Origin of the sequence: Corynebacterium sp. HMSC066C02 (assembly GCF_001814945.1) — a bacterium.
In the GTDB taxonomy this organism is placed as follows: Bacteria; Actinomycetota; Actinomycetes; order Mycobacteriales; family Mycobacteriaceae; genus Corynebacterium; species Corynebacterium aurimucosum.
On sequence record NZ_KV818469.1, the window covers coordinates 20123 to 34461 of the forward strand.

Below are 14339 nucleotides of genomic sequence, written 5' to 3' on the forward strand. Positions count from 1 at the left end.
TATCCTTTCTCTGGGTTCCTATGCCTGCACGCCGAATGGCAAGGTAAAGCGGACATCGCCTTCCACCATGTCGCGCATGTCGGTGAGACCATTGCGGAACTGCAGGGTGCGTTCAAGGCCCATGCCGAAGGCGAAGCCGGTGTACTCCTCCGGATCGATGCCGACCGCACGCAAAACGTTGGGATTAACCATGCCGCAGCCACCCCACTCGATCCAGCCGGCGCCGCCCTTCTTGTTCGGGAACCACACATCGACCTCAGCAGAAGGCTCGGTGAACGGGAAGTAGTTCACCCGCATGCGAGTGGTGGTCTCCGGACCGAAGAGAACTTTGGCCAGGTGCTCCAGAGTGCCGCGCAGGTGGGCCATGGTCAGTCCCTTATCCACGGCAAGGCCTTCCACCTGGTGGAAGACCGGCGTGTGGGTCGCGTCGAGCTCGTCGGTACGGAAAACTCGGCCTGGGCAGGCGATGTAGAGCGGTACATCACGCTCGAGCATCGTACGCACCTGCACCGGCGACGTGTGAGTACGGAGAACCTGCTTCGAGCCCTCCTTACCCACATGGAAGGTGTCCTGCAACGTACGTGCCGGATGGTCGGGCTTGAAGTTCAGAGCATCGAAGTTGAAGTACTCAGCCTCGACCTCTGGGCCGTCGGCGATTTCCCACCCCATGCCCACGAAGATGTCCGCAATGCGCTCCGACAGCGCAGTAATTGGGTGTAAAGCACCGGTCTGCGCCCGGGTAGTTGGGACGGTGACGTCGACTTTCTCCGCCTTGAGCTGCGCGGCGCGAGCCTCCTGCTCGAGCACTTCACGAATTTGTGCAAAGCGCTTCTCCATCTTGCCGCGCGCGATGTTTACCGCACGCCCAGCATCCTTGCGCTGATCCTTTGGCAACTGCCCCAGCGACTGGCGGGCCTGCGGGATATAGCCGCCATCACCAAGGTGCTCACGGCGGGCGGAAGTGAGCTCGTCGAGGTCGGATGCAGCCTCGAAGGCGGCAATGGCCTTCTGCGCGGCGGCCTCGAGGGCCTCTTCGGTCAATTCGATCTGAGGTGTGTCGGACACGTGCCTTGATTACCTTCTTCTCGCACAAAAACTAACGCGAGCTATCTTACCGTGCTCCCCGACTTCTGTGGCCACCAGCCCCAGCCCAAGGAGAGACTAGCGGTTCTGCTGCTTGGCAGATTCGTACAGGCAGATGCTGGCAGCCGTGGCAAGGTTCAGAGACTCTGCACGGCCCAAAATCGGAATGCGCACGCGCATATCGGCTTCATCCAACAGCTCTCCCAGACCATGGGCTTCGTTTCCAAACAGCCATGCGGTGGGTTGGGAAAGGTCCGCATCCGCGAGGTCCACCTCGCCGTCAGCGGCCGTTGCCAGCACCTGCATGCCGGAGGAGCGCAACTTACCCAAGACATCTTTGATATTGGGATCACGAGCCACGGGAATATGGAAGAGTGAGCCAGCTGATGCACGCGCGACTTTACAGCCCAAGGGGTCGACCGTCTCACCCGCGAAGATGACGCCATCGGCGCCCATGGCATCCGAAGTCCTGATCAAGGTACCTGCATTGCCCGGCTCGGAAGTAAGCACTGGGACTGAGACCAAACGCGGCTTGCCCGCCAGGATTTTACCTGCAGTCCACAGGACAGGACGGCACACAGCAAAGAGGCCTGTGCTCGTGGCCGTATCGGAGAGGTGCTTGGCTGCCTTGTCGGAGATGGGATGAACATAGACGTCCATATAGCCGCAGGTTTGCACAATATGTGCAAAGCGTTCGGCGGCCTTTTCCGTTATGAAAACGTCCGTGGCTGCGCCTGTGGACACCGCTGCGTCGACAGCATTTTCACCCTCAATAAGGAAACGCTCTGCCTTCCGACGGCTAGCGGCACGATGCAATTTTGCGGCATTGACTATGCGCGGCGTGCGCTCGGTGAAGGCATTCTCAAAGTCCAGTATCATAGCCCCCACCCTACCGAGGCCTCCTGCGAGCTCACAGATCGCATGGGCAGCACAATGCAGCTAGCCCACCTCTTCCAAGCTTGAGAGAGGTGGGCTAGAAAATATGTGCAAAAGACTACTTCTTCAGCGGGATGCCGTTGGAGTCTCGGTCATAACCGCCTGCACCGGCGATGATCATGATGAACTCAATAATCACCCAGATCCAGAGGATACCCGCCGAGATTGCACCAATACCCAGCCACGACGTTAAGACACTAAAGACACAGAGGGATACCTGGCCGATAGCGCGACCCGTGCGGCCAACGTAAAAGTTATGAGCGCCGAAGCCACCGAGGAAGAAAGCCAGCAAAAGGGCAACCAGCCAGGACTTCTGCGGCGCGTTGACCGGGGCCTGCTGAGAGTAATACTGGCCTTGACCTTGGTACCCGCCCTGCTGGGCCGGCAGGTTCTGGCCGTAGTTGCCGCCCTGGTACTGATTTCCGTTGGAGTCGAACGGATTGGAGTACTGAGGGTTATTGCCCGAAGCATTCGGGTTGTTCTGCTGGAAACCGCCGTTGGGGTTGGTCATGAGAAAGACTCCTTTTTAAGCCTGTAAACACAGGAAGAGAACGTGGGAACTTGATTAAGGTAACACAAAGCACACGCCATGTCCCCTTTTTCTTCACCTCACTGGGGCCTATTCCCCATTGGCTCCTGTTCCCATAATTGAAGCTTGGAACGCCAAACGCCCACCGTTTCCTTGTTGTGGGAAGCAGTGGGCGTGGGCAGGCTAGTGAAAGCTTAAGCAGCCTTCGGAGCGTTAACGTCCTCCGGCAGTGCAGCCTTGGCGGCCTCGCACAGTGCGGAGAAAGCCTCGAAGTCATTAACAGCAAGCTCAGCCAGGATCTTGCGGTCAACCTCAATCTCAGCCAGTCGCAGGCCGTGGATGAGGCGGTTGTAGGTGATGTCGTTCATACGAGCAGCAGCGTTGATGCGCTGGATCCACAGCTTGCGGAACTCAGACTTACGGGCGCGACGGTCGCGGTAAGCGTAAGTCATGGAGTGCAGCCACTGTTCCTTGGCCTTGCGGTAGAGACGGGAGCGCTGGCCGCGGTAGCCCTTAGCGGACTTCAGGATCGCGCGACGCTTCTTCTTGGCGTTAACTGAGCGCTTTACTCGTGCCACAGTAATACTTCCTTATCTTGATTGTGGTGTGTGGAAATGGAGTGTTTCGGCGCTGACTATGCGCGGCCGAGAAGGCGCTTGATGCGCTTGGTGTCTGCCTTGGCAACGTCCTCGGTGCCCTTCAGGCGACGGGTGCGCTTGGAAGGCTTGCCTTCCAGGAGGTGGCGGCGGTTGGCCTGCTCGCGACGCAGCTTGCCGGAGCCGGTCACCTTGATGCGCTTGGCGGTGCCCTTGTGAGTCTTCTGCTTCATGAGAATTAAATCCTTAAATCCTAAGTGGAGCGTGGTCTACTTCTTGCCTTTGCGGACGGGCCCAAGAACCATGGTCATGTTGCGACCATCCTGCTTGGGGCGCGACTCCACGACGCCAACCTCTGCGACGTCATCAGCCAAACGCTCCAGCAGACGGAAACCGAGCTCCGGGCGCGACTGCTCGCGACCACGGAACATGATGGTTACCTTTACCTTGGAACCCTTCTCCAGGAAGCGCACCACGTTGCCCTTTTTGGTCTCGTAATCGTGATCATCAATCTTCGGACGGAACTTCTGTTCCTTCACCACGGTTTGCTGCTGATTCTTACGGGACTCGCGGGCCTTCTGGGCCTGCTCGTACTTAAACTTGCCGTAATCCATAATTTTGGCTACGGGCGGCTTCGCGTTCGGGGCGACCTCGACCAAGTCAAGGTCTGCTTCGTACGCGAGCTTGCGAGCATCGTCTGTACGAACGATGCCCACCTGTTCACCACCGGGGCCAACAAGACGGACCTCGGGTACTCGGATGCGCTCATTAATGCGAGCTTCAGCGCTGATTGTGGTTCTCCTCGATTGTGGGGGCTAGTAGTGTGCCTACCGTGACCACAAACGAATAAATCCCGGTGCCATAGGCATCCGGGAGTTTCTTTTCAAGCACGCGCCATAAATGGCACCTACTCTTAACCTTTATCCTGCACTGGACAATTCATCCTGCGCGGCATCGGGTGGGAGAAACTCCGCTTGCGGCCCAAGTACCTCCTGGAGGAGGCGCTACGGGCGGTAGTGCGCACTACTCTATCACCGCGATCATCGTGAGCCAAATCGGCGTGCCGACGTGTTTGTCGATACCTCTCTTGTAGCGGTTGACGACGTCCCTACCACCGCTGATGGCGCACCGGGTTGCGCGCAACCTTCCAACGGCGTTAGTGCTCTGGCTTTCAGCGCCTCAGAGACCACTCGGTCAACTCCGGCGGCTAGCATGTCGAGGGCGGGTATCGCTTCATCGGCATACTCCCCAGGCATAGTGACCTCAATGGCCAGACCCACCGCGCTATTCTCCGCAGTTCCGCCGCCTGCAGTTTCTCGAACTCCAATTTGACGGTGAGTATATCCGTTATCAGTTTCAGATAATCCCCAGCCACCTTTGGCGCGGGTGTCCGGCAGCTTATCAAGCCCATTGTCTTGCCACTCCACGATGTCATCCATCGCGTCATACACTTGCTCAGCTTCTGGTATGCACGGCAAGTGCGCGCCGAACTTCGCTTGTTCTTCGAGCGACCACGTGGAATAGCCAAAGGGTTCGGCAAATTCACCGGTTGAGTCATACTCTTTCAACAGGGATTTCACCGCGCTGCCGGCATCCCCCTCGGTCCATTGGACGTGGGACCACAGTGCATAGGCTGCATCATTATCAGATTCTTTAATTGCGAGGTCCACGAGCTCGAGGCTAGCTCCATCACGCAGAGCGGCAATGGCGATGGGAACCTTCACGGTCGACCATGCAGGTTCATGGCCCTTGAGGCCAGCGTTGAACGTCTTCTTTTTATCCGCCACGGACACACCGGCACGAACGTCAAACTCGCTTTCTACGTCGGCGATAACGGCGCGCAGCTGCGAGGACACGTCGAAATTCGGCGTATCACCCTCACCTGCTTCTTCAGTAGATGGATGCTTGATGTTCTGTTCAGGGCTCGAACAGCCAGTTAAGGTTGTTGCCACGGCGAGGCAAAGAGCTAAAGCAGCCATGGGTGTGTTCTTCTGCCCCACCATCACACCATCTCCTGGAGGAACCCTCCCGTATAGGAGCCTTCTACCTGCGCCACGTCCTCCGGCGTGCCTTGGGCCACGACAGTTCCGCCACCGGAACCGCCTTCTGGCCCCATATCCACGATCCAGTCGGCGGCCTTGATGACGTCTAGGTTGTGCTCAATGATGATGACCGAATTGCCCTTGTCCACCAGCCCCTGGATGACGAGCATAAGTTTGCGGATGTCCTCAAAATGCAAACCAGTCGTCGGCTCATCCAAGATGTAGACCGTGCGTCCATTCGTGCGCTTCTGAAGCTCGGATGCCAGCTTTACGCGCTGTGCCTCACCACCAGAAAGCGTCGTGGCGGCCTGACCCAAGCGGACATATCCCAGGCCTACCTCCACCAAGGTGTTGAGGTAGCGATGAATTGAGGTGATGGGTTCGAAGAACTCGGCTGCCTCCGAAATCGGCATATCGAGAACCTCTGCGATGTTCTTACCTTTATAAAGGACCTCCAGCGTTTCGCGGTTATAGCGGGCACCATCACAGACCTCGCACGGCACGTAAACATCGGGCAGGAAGTTCATTTCAATCTTGATGGTGCCGTCGCCTTGGCAGGCCTCACAGCGTCCACCCTTAACGTTGAAGGAGAACCGCCCCGGCTTGTAGCCGCGGACCTTCGCCTCCTGGGTTTCCGCGAAAAGATTACGAATCTTGTCGAAGACGCCTGTGTAGGTTGCCGGATTCGAGCGCGGGGTGCGGCCGATGGGGCTCTGGTCCACCTGCACCAGCTTGTCTAGGTGTTCCACGCCCTCCACGCGTGTGGCACGACCGGGCACTTGGCGGGCACGGTTGAGCTTGTTGGCCAAGGTCTTGGCCAGGATTTGGTTGACCACTGTGGACTTTCCTGAGCCAGACACACCAGTGACGCAGACGAGGACGCCCAGTGGAATCTCGACGTCAATACCCTTGAGGTTATTCTCGCGCGCGCCGACGACCTTGAGCATGCGCTCGGGGTCAATCTCACGGCGTGTATCCGGGACCGCAAGCTTCTTCTTTCCTGACAGATACTGCCCCGTCAGGGACTCCTCCACGGATTCGATACCGGCGGGTTCTCCCTGATAGACCACAGTTCCGCCAAATTCGCCGGCGCGAGGCCCAACGTCGACAAGCCAGTCCGCTTCCCGGATGGTGTCTTCATCATGTTCCACCACAATCAAGGTGTTTCCGATATCGCGCAGGCGCTTCAACGTGGCGATAAGGCGCTGATTATCGCGCTGGTGCAGGCCAATCGAGGGCTCATCCAGCACGTAGAGGACTCCCGCCAGACCAGAACCAATCTGGGTGGCGAGTCGAATGCGCTGTGCTTCACCGCCGGACAACGTGGAGGCGCCGCGGTCAAGGGTCAGGTAGTTCAGGCCGACGTCGAGAAGAAAGCGCAGGCGAGCCTGGATTTCTTTGAGCACGGCACCGGCGATGATCTCCTCGCGGTGGCCCAACACGAGCGAGTCGAGGAACTCCGCCGCCTCCTCGATGGACAGCGCCGTCAAGCCAGCGATGGACTGCTCGCCATGTGCGGTGGAGGCTAAGCGCACCGCCAAGATTTCCGGCTTCAGGCGGGTACCGCCACAAGCGTTACAAGGCACGCGGCGGGTGTACTGAAGCAGACGGTCCTTCTGGGATTCGGAATCCGTCTGATCGAGCTTGCGTTCCAAGAAGCCGATGGCACCCTCGAACGGCGCGGTCCAGTTGCGCTGGCGGCCATAGCGGTTCTTATAGCGCACGCTGACTTCCACATCCGTGCCATAAATCAGCGCGTGGCGCTGCTCCTTGCTCAGCTCGGACACCGGGGTGCGCGGATCAAAGTCCAGGGCTTTCGCTAGCCCTTCAACCAGTTTGACAAAATATCGCGCATTGGGGCTCGACGTCCACGGTTGGATGGCTTCGACAGCCGGGGCATCCGGATCCGGGATCAACAAATCCACATCCACTTCAAGGCGCGTGCCCAAGCCATCGCACACCGGGCAGGAACCGAAAGGCGCGTTGAACGAGAACGCGCGAGGCTCGTATTCCTCAATGGTCAGCGTGTGGCCGTTGGGGCAGGCTGCTTTCTCCGAGTAGGTGTGCGTGAGCTCTTCGCGGTCTACGAAATCCAGGGTGACTAGGCCGTCTGCCAAGCGCAGTGCTGTTTCCACCGAATCCGTCAGCCGCTGCTTTTGAGAAGCCTTCACCTGCAGGCGGTCCACGACGACATCGATGTCGTGCTTGATCTGCTTCTTCAGCTTGGGCGGGTCACTGAGCTGGTAAAGCTCACCATCCACCCGAACGCGGGAATAACCCTGCGCCGCGAGATCTGCGAAGAGGTCAACGAACTCGCCCTTACGTCGGCGCACCACAGGGGCAAGGACCTGGAACTTCAGCTTCTCCTCGTGACTTAAGACCTCATCCACGATCTGCTGCGGGGTTTGGCGCTCAATGACGGCATCGCACTCAGGACAGTGCGCTGTACCCGCGCGAGAAAAGAGCAAACGCAGGTAGTCATAAATTTCAGTGATGGTTCCGACGGTGGAACGCGGATTGTGGTTGGTGGATTTTTGGTCAATGGACACCGCCGGTGATAAGCCATCGATAAACTCGACGTCCGGCTTATCCATTTGGCCGAGGAACATGCGCGCATAAGAGCTTAAGGACTCCACGTAGCGCCGCTGGCCCTCGGCGAAGATGGTGTCAAAGGCAAGTGAGGACTTACCGGATCCTGATAGACCGGTAAACACGACCAGGTTATCGCGCGGAATGTCGATATCCACGCCCTTGAGGTTGTGCTCACGCGCACCTCGTACGACCAAACGATCAGCCACTAGTTGCTGCCTTCCTACACAAAAGAATGTGTGTTCAGAGAGTTCTCACTCAGAATGTACCCGTATGGTTGGACTTATGAACAACGCGCTTGAGCTTCACAAAATTTCCGTGTCCGAGATGGACAACAATTGCTACCTGTTGTGCGCCGGTGACGAGGCGCTGCTTATCGACGCCTCCGCTGACGCCCCTGCGCTGCTCTCCTTGGCCGCCGACCATGGGGTAAAGATCACTTCCGTTCTCACCACGCACCGTCATTGGGACCACGTGCGCGCGCTCAAAGAGGTTCTGGATAAAACCGGTGCCGTGCATTACTCCTCTTTCCTGGACTCCCCTGCCTTGCCGGCACCCGTCGACGTCGAGCTGGAGCACGGCGATACGCTCCCATTCGCCGGCTACGAACTACCCGTCATTATTCTGCGCGGACACACCCCCGGCGGTGCGGCCATTGCCGCAAAGATTGATGGGGTTACCAACCTTTTCGTTGGTGATTCACTCTTTCCTGGCGGAGTGGGCAAGACCACCTCGGAAGGTGACTTCGTGCGTCTGTACAAGGATGTCACGCAGCGTCTCTTTGATGTCTACCCGGACGAAGCGATCGTCCGCCCTGGGCACGGCGCACCCACCACGCTCGGCGCAGAGCGCCCGCACATGGACGAATGGTGGGAGCGGCGTTGGTAACAACTTATTAACTGCTGCACTGACAGCGGCACTTGCTTAACCCGCGTACTATGGTGTGACGAACGTCTTTAAAGATCTATTGAATGGAGCACGTTATGATTCGTAAATTTGCCCGTCCTATGCTGGCCTCCGTGTTTGTCTGGGATGGTGTGGATACGCTCCGCAACACCTCGGAGCACGTCGCGGACACCGAGTCCGCGCTCAAGCGCCTGCGCAAGGTGCTGCCCCGCGAATATGCAGGCTACATCCCAAATGACCCAGAGCTCGTTACCCGCGCACTCGGCGGTGCGAAGACCGCTGCAGGTACCACCTTGGCACTGGGCAAAGCCCCGCGCACCTCGGCTGCAGTGCTCGCGCTGACGCACGTCCCTAACCTGGTGGGCAACGCTTTCTGGACCGCCGATTCCAAGAAGGACAAGGAAGCACAGCGCAACAGCTTCATCACCAACACTGCCCTACTTGGTGCCTTGGCCATTGTTACGCAGGACACCGAAGGCAAGCCCTCCGTGCGTTGGCGTGCTGCCAAGGCCTCGGAGCGTGCCAACAAGAAGATCCAGCAGGCGCTGCCGGGTAAGTCCGAGCAGCAGAAGTTCGCAGAAGACTTCTCCAACCGCGCCAACGAGATTTCTTCTGATGTGACCAATAAGGCTAATGACTGGTTCGAAACCGCCAAGGACTACGTCGAGGACAACCGTGATGATTGGGAGTCCGCTGGCCGGGACTTCATCGACTCCGCGCGCTCCTTCGTCGAGGACAAGGCTGAGACCGCTCGTGAGTTCTTTGAGGAGAACAAAGATGATTGGCTTGACGCTGCACGTGACAACACCGAAACCGCCCGCAAGGGTCTGGTAAAGGCAGCCGGCAAGGCACAGGACCGCGCTGACGAGGCCCTAGCCAAGGCAGATTCGCTCGACGGAAAGCGCGCCCAGAAGAAGGCTCGCAAGCGCGCTGAGAAGCTCCAGAAGCAAGCCTCCAAGAAGCTGGATAAAGCTTTCAAGAAGTTTGGTGACCGCTTCTAAGCTCTCCTTCCTACGCTGCGGAAAGCCCCGCAACGCACCGCGATGATCACCGCGGTGGAGACAACAACGGCTCAGCTAGTATGCTGGGCCGTTGTTCTTTTTCCTGTCCACTCTTCCTTTATCTCCCTTCTTACTTCCCGTCTGTTCACGAGAAGCCTTCATACGCACCCAAGGAGCCTTGTGTCTGAATCTTCACCTGCGACTCACACCGGGAAAACCAGCGCCCACGCGAGCGAGCAGAGCGCCGAAATAGCTAGCGAACAAGCCTATGTCGACGGTCTCTTTGAGCGTCTGGACAACGAGGTCCACGCGGCCAATGTACGCCTCAACGAGGTGCAAGCAGCCGTCGACCCTCATACCCCAGATGCTGATGCTCTCGTGCGCCGCGAAACCGAGTACCACGGCCTACAAGCCAAGCTGGATCGACTTAACGTCGCCCAACTCGGTTTAGTTTTTGGGCGCATCGACATTGATGCACCTGGCGATAACCCCACCCCGGAGGGACTAGACCGCCGCTATATCGGCCGCATGGGGCTCGATGCCCGGGAGGAGGACTACCGCACGCTTCTTTTGGATTGGCGTGCCCCGATGGCGCGGCCCTTCTACCTGGCAACCACTGCGCACCCTGAAGGGGTTCACGTCCGCCGGCATATCAGGACTACCGGTCGCACTGTCACCGGTATTAGCGACGAGATCCTCGAAGGAGACAACACTGCAGAAAGCAGCGATGTCGCTAGTGAATCCGCCCTCCACCACGTCATGCAGCGTGCCCGCACTGGCCATATGCCCTCCATCGTGGAGACCATTCAGCGCGAACAGGATGAGATCATCCGTGACAGCACGCGCGGCGTCATGGTGGTCGAAGGCGGACCAGGAACCGGCAAGACGGCGGTGGCGCTGCACCGTGTGGCTTACTTGCTCTACACCTACCGCGAACAATTAGCCGCCACGGGCGTGCTCATCGTGGGCCCCAATTCCACCTTCCTGGAATACATTTCCCGAGTACTCCCGGAACTTGGTGAGACCGGCGTTGTACTCTCCACCATTTCTTCTCTCTTCCCCAGCATCGAGGCTACACACTCTGAATCCTTGCTCGCCCGCGAAATCAAGGGTTCCGAGGCCATGGTGGAGATTCTCGGCAACGCGGTGAAGGACTACCAGCGTTTACCCGAGCAGCTGCGCACGCTGGAGATCGATCGGCTCGAGCTCACCGTGGACCCCCAGATGGTCAAGGCAGCACGAACCCGCGCACGGCGCTCGCGCAAGCCGCACAACGATGCTCAAGCGGCGTTTGCGGAACACCTCATTGAATCGCTGGCCCAACAGATGGCCGAACGCATCGGTTCTGATCCGCTGGGAGGCGCCAACCTGCTCTCCCGCGCAGATGTGGACCAGCTCCACGATGATCTTGCTGAAGAACCGCAGGTCCTGGAGCTCATCGACGAGTTCTGGCCCCATCTGGCGCCTACAGATGCGCTCGCCGAGCTCCTGAGCAGCACCGAACGCATCGATTCAGCGGCCAGCGCCTACGATGAGGAAACCCGGGGTGCCCTCTACCGCGAGGATGGCCGGGCTTGGGCGGCGTCCGACGCTGCGCTTCTCGACGAGCTCGCTGTCCTCATCGGCATGCCAGACCCAGAAGCGGAACGCGCTGCAGAGGAGAAGGAATGGCGTGAGCAGGTCGCCGAGGCAGAAGATGCCCTCGACATTCTGAGCTCATCTGATTCCACCGACAACGATGATGACATGTTCGAAGCGGAGATTCTCTCTGCCCACGACGTCATCGATGCCGAGCACCTCGCTCGACGCCACGAAGTTCGGGATTCCCGCACCACCGCTCAACGTGCCCGCGAGGACTACACGTGGGCTTACGGGCACGTCATCGTCGACGAGGCACAGGAGTTGACCCCAATGGAGTGGCGCATGATTTTCCGGCGCAGCCCTTCCCGGTGGATGACGCTCGTCGGCGATACCTCCCAGACTGGAGCTCCCGCCGGCGTTGATGATTGGGGCGAGACTCTCGAGCCTTTCGTCGGCCAGCGCTTCCGATTGCACGGTCTGAGTGTCAACTACCGAACCCCGCGCCCGATCACGGAGCTGGCCAACCAGCTCCTTCAATCCATCAACCCCGAGGCGACGCCAGGCATCGCGGTGCGCGACGGTGTGGACGTTATCTGGCAGGACGGTGAGAGCGACCTTCAGCCCGCAACCTTCCAGGACGCTGACGGGCGCCTGCGCGCTGTGATCACCGCAGCCAACGTTGAGCAGATCAAAGGACTGGAGTTTGACCACGTCACCGTAGTCAATCCGGATGACATCGTGGAAGCGTCCCCGCAGGGTCTGCACAACCTCTACGTGGCGCTGACGCGTGCGACGCAGTCCCTCACCATCGCCGGCCGCTACGCGGAGGTTTTCCGTTAATCTGGTGCGCATGGCACTTTCCGATATCGCCCGCAAAGTCGAATCCACCGCAAATGCTTACTCGCTCAAGCGCTCAGCACGCAAAGGCTGGCGCCCCAGTGTTACTGGCTATGCCGGCTACGGCAACGAGGAATTCGTCCACGTGCTGGGGCGGGTCCTCATGCATGACCCTGCCGCCGAAGAGCGCGATACGTGGGCTCAACGCGGATACCGCCAGTTCTTCACCATTCAGGTCACGCACCACGAGGTTGAAGTTACGGTTGGCGGGAAAACGGTAGCGGGCACCACGAACGACAACGGCTATGTCGACGTGCTAGTCCATGACCACGGGCTCGAACCTGGTTGGCACGAGGTCACCATCCGGGCCAAGGGCGCCGAGGAAGCCAGCGCGGAGGTCCTCATCGTGGATAAGGACACGACCTTCGGTGTGGTCAGCGATATCGATGACACCATCATGGTGACGTGGCTGCCACGCGCGATGATTGCGGCGTGGAATTCTTGGGTCAAGCGCACCAATACGCGCAAACCAGTAGAAGGCATGGCCAGCTTCTACCGAGAGATCTCCCAGCAGCATCCAGAAGCTCCCTTCATTTACCTCTCCACCGGTGCGTGGAACACCTATGACACGTTGGTGAATTTCATGGCGGACAACGGATTCCCCCGTGGCCCGCTACTCCTGACGGATTGGGGGCCTACACCTACCGGCCTCTTCCGCAATGGCCTGGAGCACAAGCGCGTCCAATTGCGAAACCTGTTCATCGCTTTCCGCAAACTGCGCTGGCTGCTCATCGGTGATGATGGCCAGCACGATCCCTTGACCTATGCGGACGCGGCAGCGGAGCATCCTAACCATGTGGCAGCAGTTGCGATACGCAATCTCACACCGCAGGAGCAGCTGCTGTCCCACGGCTCGCTCGCTCCCTTGGTGAAGGTCAACGAGCAGTCTTCTTTCGATATCCCGCTCATTCAAGGCACCGACGGTAACGCCCTTGCCCGTGCCTACCGCACTCTTCCTTCCAGCTAGGAAGATAAGAAAAGGCGCGCAGCGGCCCAGGTAACCCTTTCTTTGAAGGTCTCTGGGCGCTGCGCGCCGTGCACGCAATAAAGCGTTAGTTGACGGTGTGGACAATCATGACATCGCAATCAGACTGACGTGCGACGTCCGCCGGTACCGAACCAAGCAGGCGGCCGGTCAGGGAGTTGATTCCACGGTTACCCACGATGAGCAGGTCTGCCTTGTTGTCGTTGACAATGGACATCAGGGCCTGAACCGGGGTGCCCGGGCGCACAGCGGTCTCCACCTTCGCCACGCCGAACTTCTCTGCGTGCTCCTTGCCAGAGGCGAGGTTGGCCTGGGCCTTCTCATCACCGAGAATCGTCACGGAATCCTGGCGCAAAGTCTTGGAAGCCTGCTCCTGGTTCTCGTAGTAGGCGCAACCGATGATGAGGGTGGCATCGAAGGCTGCGGCGATCTTGGCGGCGCGCTCCACAGCAAGCAGGGAGGACTTGGAACCGTCGGTGCCGACCACGATCTTGTTGTAATCGCTCATGATGACCTTTCTTCGCTGGCCTCAACCATGAGGCCACCGCTTGACAAAATTTTAAAGCTTTTGCGCACCCGCTAGTCTAACAACGCTGGCGCGTTCACGTCGATCAGCGCGCACGAGGCTCAGCGCGCCATGTTCTGCCCTAGTCAGTGGTGTTGACCACGACGACGTCAGCGTGGGCTTTACGAGTGAGCTCCGTCGCCACGGAGCCGAACACGCGACCACGCACCGAATGAATTCCCTTGTTACCCACAACGAACATATCAACGTCATGGTCCCTGCCGACCTCGAGGAGCGAATTCACCGGGTCACCGGACTTAGCGATGATCTCAATCCGCTCCGCCCCCTCGCCGTGCGCAATCTCCGCGGCATTGTTGAGGAAGCTTTCCGACATCTCTTCGCTCACAACCGGTACTCGGGCATCCTCTGAGTTCGGGGCGCCGAGCATCGAACCCGAGTGGTTGTAGAAAGCAGACACGATAATCAGCGTCGCGTCATAAGCGCGTGCCATGGACGCGGCAGAACGAACAGCGCGCATGGACGTCTGAGAACCATCGGTTCCGACAGCGATAACGTTGTAGCTCAGCATAATTCTCCTTATAAGTAGCGATTAATCCTTAACAGTATGACACGGTCTGCTATGCCGAGACGGATTTTACCCGCACATTGAGTTGGCAAATTTCAGGACT

14 protein-coding genes are annotated in these 14339 nt (G+C 58.9%); 4 read left to right on the plus strand and 10 right to left on the minus strand.

Going from position 1 to position 14339, the window contains the following annotated elements:
- Positions 1-18: 18 nt before the first annotated feature.
- From pheS to uvrA, 8 genes are all read right to left on the minus strand, one after another.
- On the minus strand, positions 19-1065 hold the full coding sequence (gene pheS / locus HMPREF2996_RS09530; RefSeq protein ID WP_070446907.1) for a phenylalanine--tRNA ligase subunit alpha: 1047 nt from the start codon (positions 1063-1065) through the stop codon (positions 19-21).
- Positions 1066-1161: 96 nt separating this feature from the next.
- Positions 1162-1962 carry a TrmH family RNA methyltransferase gene (locus tag HMPREF2996_RS09535; RefSeq protein WP_070731197.1) on the minus strand — a complete coding sequence of 267 codons (801 nt, stop codon included), beginning with the start codon at positions 1960-1962 and terminating at the stop codon, positions 1162-1164.
- A gap of 115 nt (positions 1963-2077) precedes the next feature.
- Positions 2078-2530, minus strand: a complete 453-nt coding sequence (locus HMPREF2996_RS09540; RefSeq protein ID WP_070446903.1) for an NINE protein — start codon at positions 2528-2530, stop codon at positions 2078-2080.
- Between the two features lie 212 nt (positions 2531-2742).
- On the minus strand, positions 2743-3126 hold the full coding sequence (rplT, locus tag HMPREF2996_RS09545; RefSeq protein ID WP_005323264.1) for a 50S ribosomal protein L20: 384 nt from the start codon (positions 3124-3126) through the stop codon (positions 2743-2745).
- A 56-nt stretch (positions 3127-3182) separates the two neighbouring features.
- The gene (rpmI, locus tag HMPREF2996_RS09550; RefSeq protein WP_039675593.1) at positions 3183-3377 is read right to left on the minus strand and encodes a 50S ribosomal protein L35; all 195 of its coding nucleotides are present in this window, start codon (positions 3375-3377) and stop codon (positions 3183-3185) included.
- A 36-nt stretch (positions 3378-3413) separates the two neighbouring features.
- Positions 3414-3935: a translation initiation factor IF-3 gene (infC, locus tag HMPREF2996_RS09555; protein ID WP_080550383.1), complete on the minus strand. Its 522-nt coding sequence runs from the start codon at positions 3933-3935 to the stop codon at positions 3414-3416.
- Positions 3936-4184: 249 nt separating this feature from the next.
- On the minus strand, positions 4185-5123 hold the full coding sequence (locus HMPREF2996_RS09560; protein ID WP_246817296.1) for a serine hydrolase: 939 nt from the start codon (positions 5121-5123) through the stop codon (positions 4185-4187).
- A gap of 23 nt (positions 5124-5146) precedes the next feature.
- Positions 5147-7984, minus strand: a complete 2838-nt coding sequence (uvrA, locus tag HMPREF2996_RS09565; RefSeq protein ID WP_070644840.1) for an excinuclease ABC subunit UvrA — start codon at positions 7982-7984, stop codon at positions 5147-5149.
- A 76-nt stretch (positions 7985-8060) separates the two neighbouring features.
- On the opposite strand from uvrA, the gene HMPREF2996_RS09570 reads away from it, so the two are divergent.
- The 4 genes from HMPREF2996_RS09570 (at position 8061) to HMPREF2996_RS09585 (ending at position 13127) form a co-directional block, all read left to right on the plus strand.
- A complete protein-coding gene (locus HMPREF2996_RS09570) occupies positions 8061-8663 on the plus strand; it encodes an MBL fold metallo-hydrolase (RefSeq protein WP_070731199.1) in 603 nt (200 codons plus the stop codon).
- Positions 8664-8758: 95 nt separating this feature from the next.
- The gene (locus HMPREF2996_RS09575) at positions 8759-9682 is read left to right on the plus strand and encodes a DoxX family protein (RefSeq protein WP_070446965.1); all 924 of its coding nucleotides are present in this window, start codon (positions 8759-8761) and stop codon (positions 9680-9682) included.
- 180 nt (positions 9683-9862) lie between these two features.
- Positions 9863-12103 (plus strand): HelD family protein, encoded by a 2241-nt coding sequence (locus HMPREF2996_RS09580; protein ID WP_070731202.1) that lies wholly within the window; start codon positions 9863-9865, stop codon positions 12101-12103.
- Between the two features lie 10 nt (positions 12104-12113).
- Positions 12114-13127 (plus strand): App1 family protein, encoded by a 1014-nt coding sequence (locus tag HMPREF2996_RS09585; RefSeq protein ID WP_070731203.1) that lies wholly within the window; start codon positions 12114-12116, stop codon positions 13125-13127.
- Between the two features lie 85 nt (positions 13128-13212).
- On the opposite strand, the gene HMPREF2996_RS09590 is transcribed toward HMPREF2996_RS09585, so the two are convergent.
- Positions 13213-13653, minus strand: coding sequence for a universal stress protein (locus HMPREF2996_RS09590; RefSeq protein WP_070446890.1), 441 nt, complete (start codon positions 13651-13653; stop codon positions 13213-13215).
- Between the two features lie 139 nt (positions 13654-13792).
- Positions 13793-14239, minus strand: a complete 447-nt coding sequence (locus HMPREF2996_RS09595; RefSeq protein WP_070644846.1) for a universal stress protein — start codon at positions 14237-14239, stop codon at positions 13793-13795.
- Positions 14240-14339: the final 100 nt, after the last annotated feature.

What these genes read in the sequence shown, in the direction of transcription:
- HMPREF2996_RS09575 (WP_070446965.1), top strand. Translation starts at nt 8,759, where the DNA reads ATGATTCGTAAATTTGCCCGTCCTATGCTGGCCTCCGTGTTTGTCTGG.
- rpmI (WP_039675593.1), bottom strand. Translation starts at nt 3,377, where the DNA reads ATGAAGCAGAAGACTCACAAGGGCACCGCCAAGCGCATCAAGGTGACC.
- HMPREF2996_RS09560 (WP_246817296.1), bottom strand. Translation starts at nt 5,123, where the DNA reads ATGGCTGCTTTAGCTCTTTGCCTCGCCGTGGCAACAACCTTAACTGGC.
- HMPREF2996_RS09570 (WP_070731199.1), top strand. Translation starts at nt 8,061, where the DNA reads ATGAACAACGCGCTTGAGCTTCACAAAATTTCCGTGTCCGAGATGGAC.
- HMPREF2996_RS09585 (WP_070731203.1), top strand. Translation starts at nt 12,114, where the DNA reads ATGGCACTTTCCGATATCGCCCGCAAAGTCGAATCCACCGCAAATGCT.
- HMPREF2996_RS09590 (WP_070446890.1), bottom strand. Translation starts at nt 13,653, where the DNA reads ATGAGCGATTACAACAAGATCGTGGTCGGCACCGACGGTTCCAAGTCC.
- HMPREF2996_RS09540 (WP_070446903.1), bottom strand. Translation starts at nt 2,530, where the DNA reads ATGACCAACCCCAACGGCGGTTTCCAGCAGAACAACCCGAATGCTTCG.
- HMPREF2996_RS09535 (WP_070731197.1), bottom strand. Translation starts at nt 1,962, where the DNA reads ATGATACTGGACTTTGAGAATGCCTTCACCGAGCGCACGCCGCGCATA.
- HMPREF2996_RS09595 (WP_070644846.1), bottom strand. Translation starts at nt 14,239, where the DNA reads ATGCTGAGCTACAACGTTATCGCTGTCGGAACCGATGGTTCTCAGACG.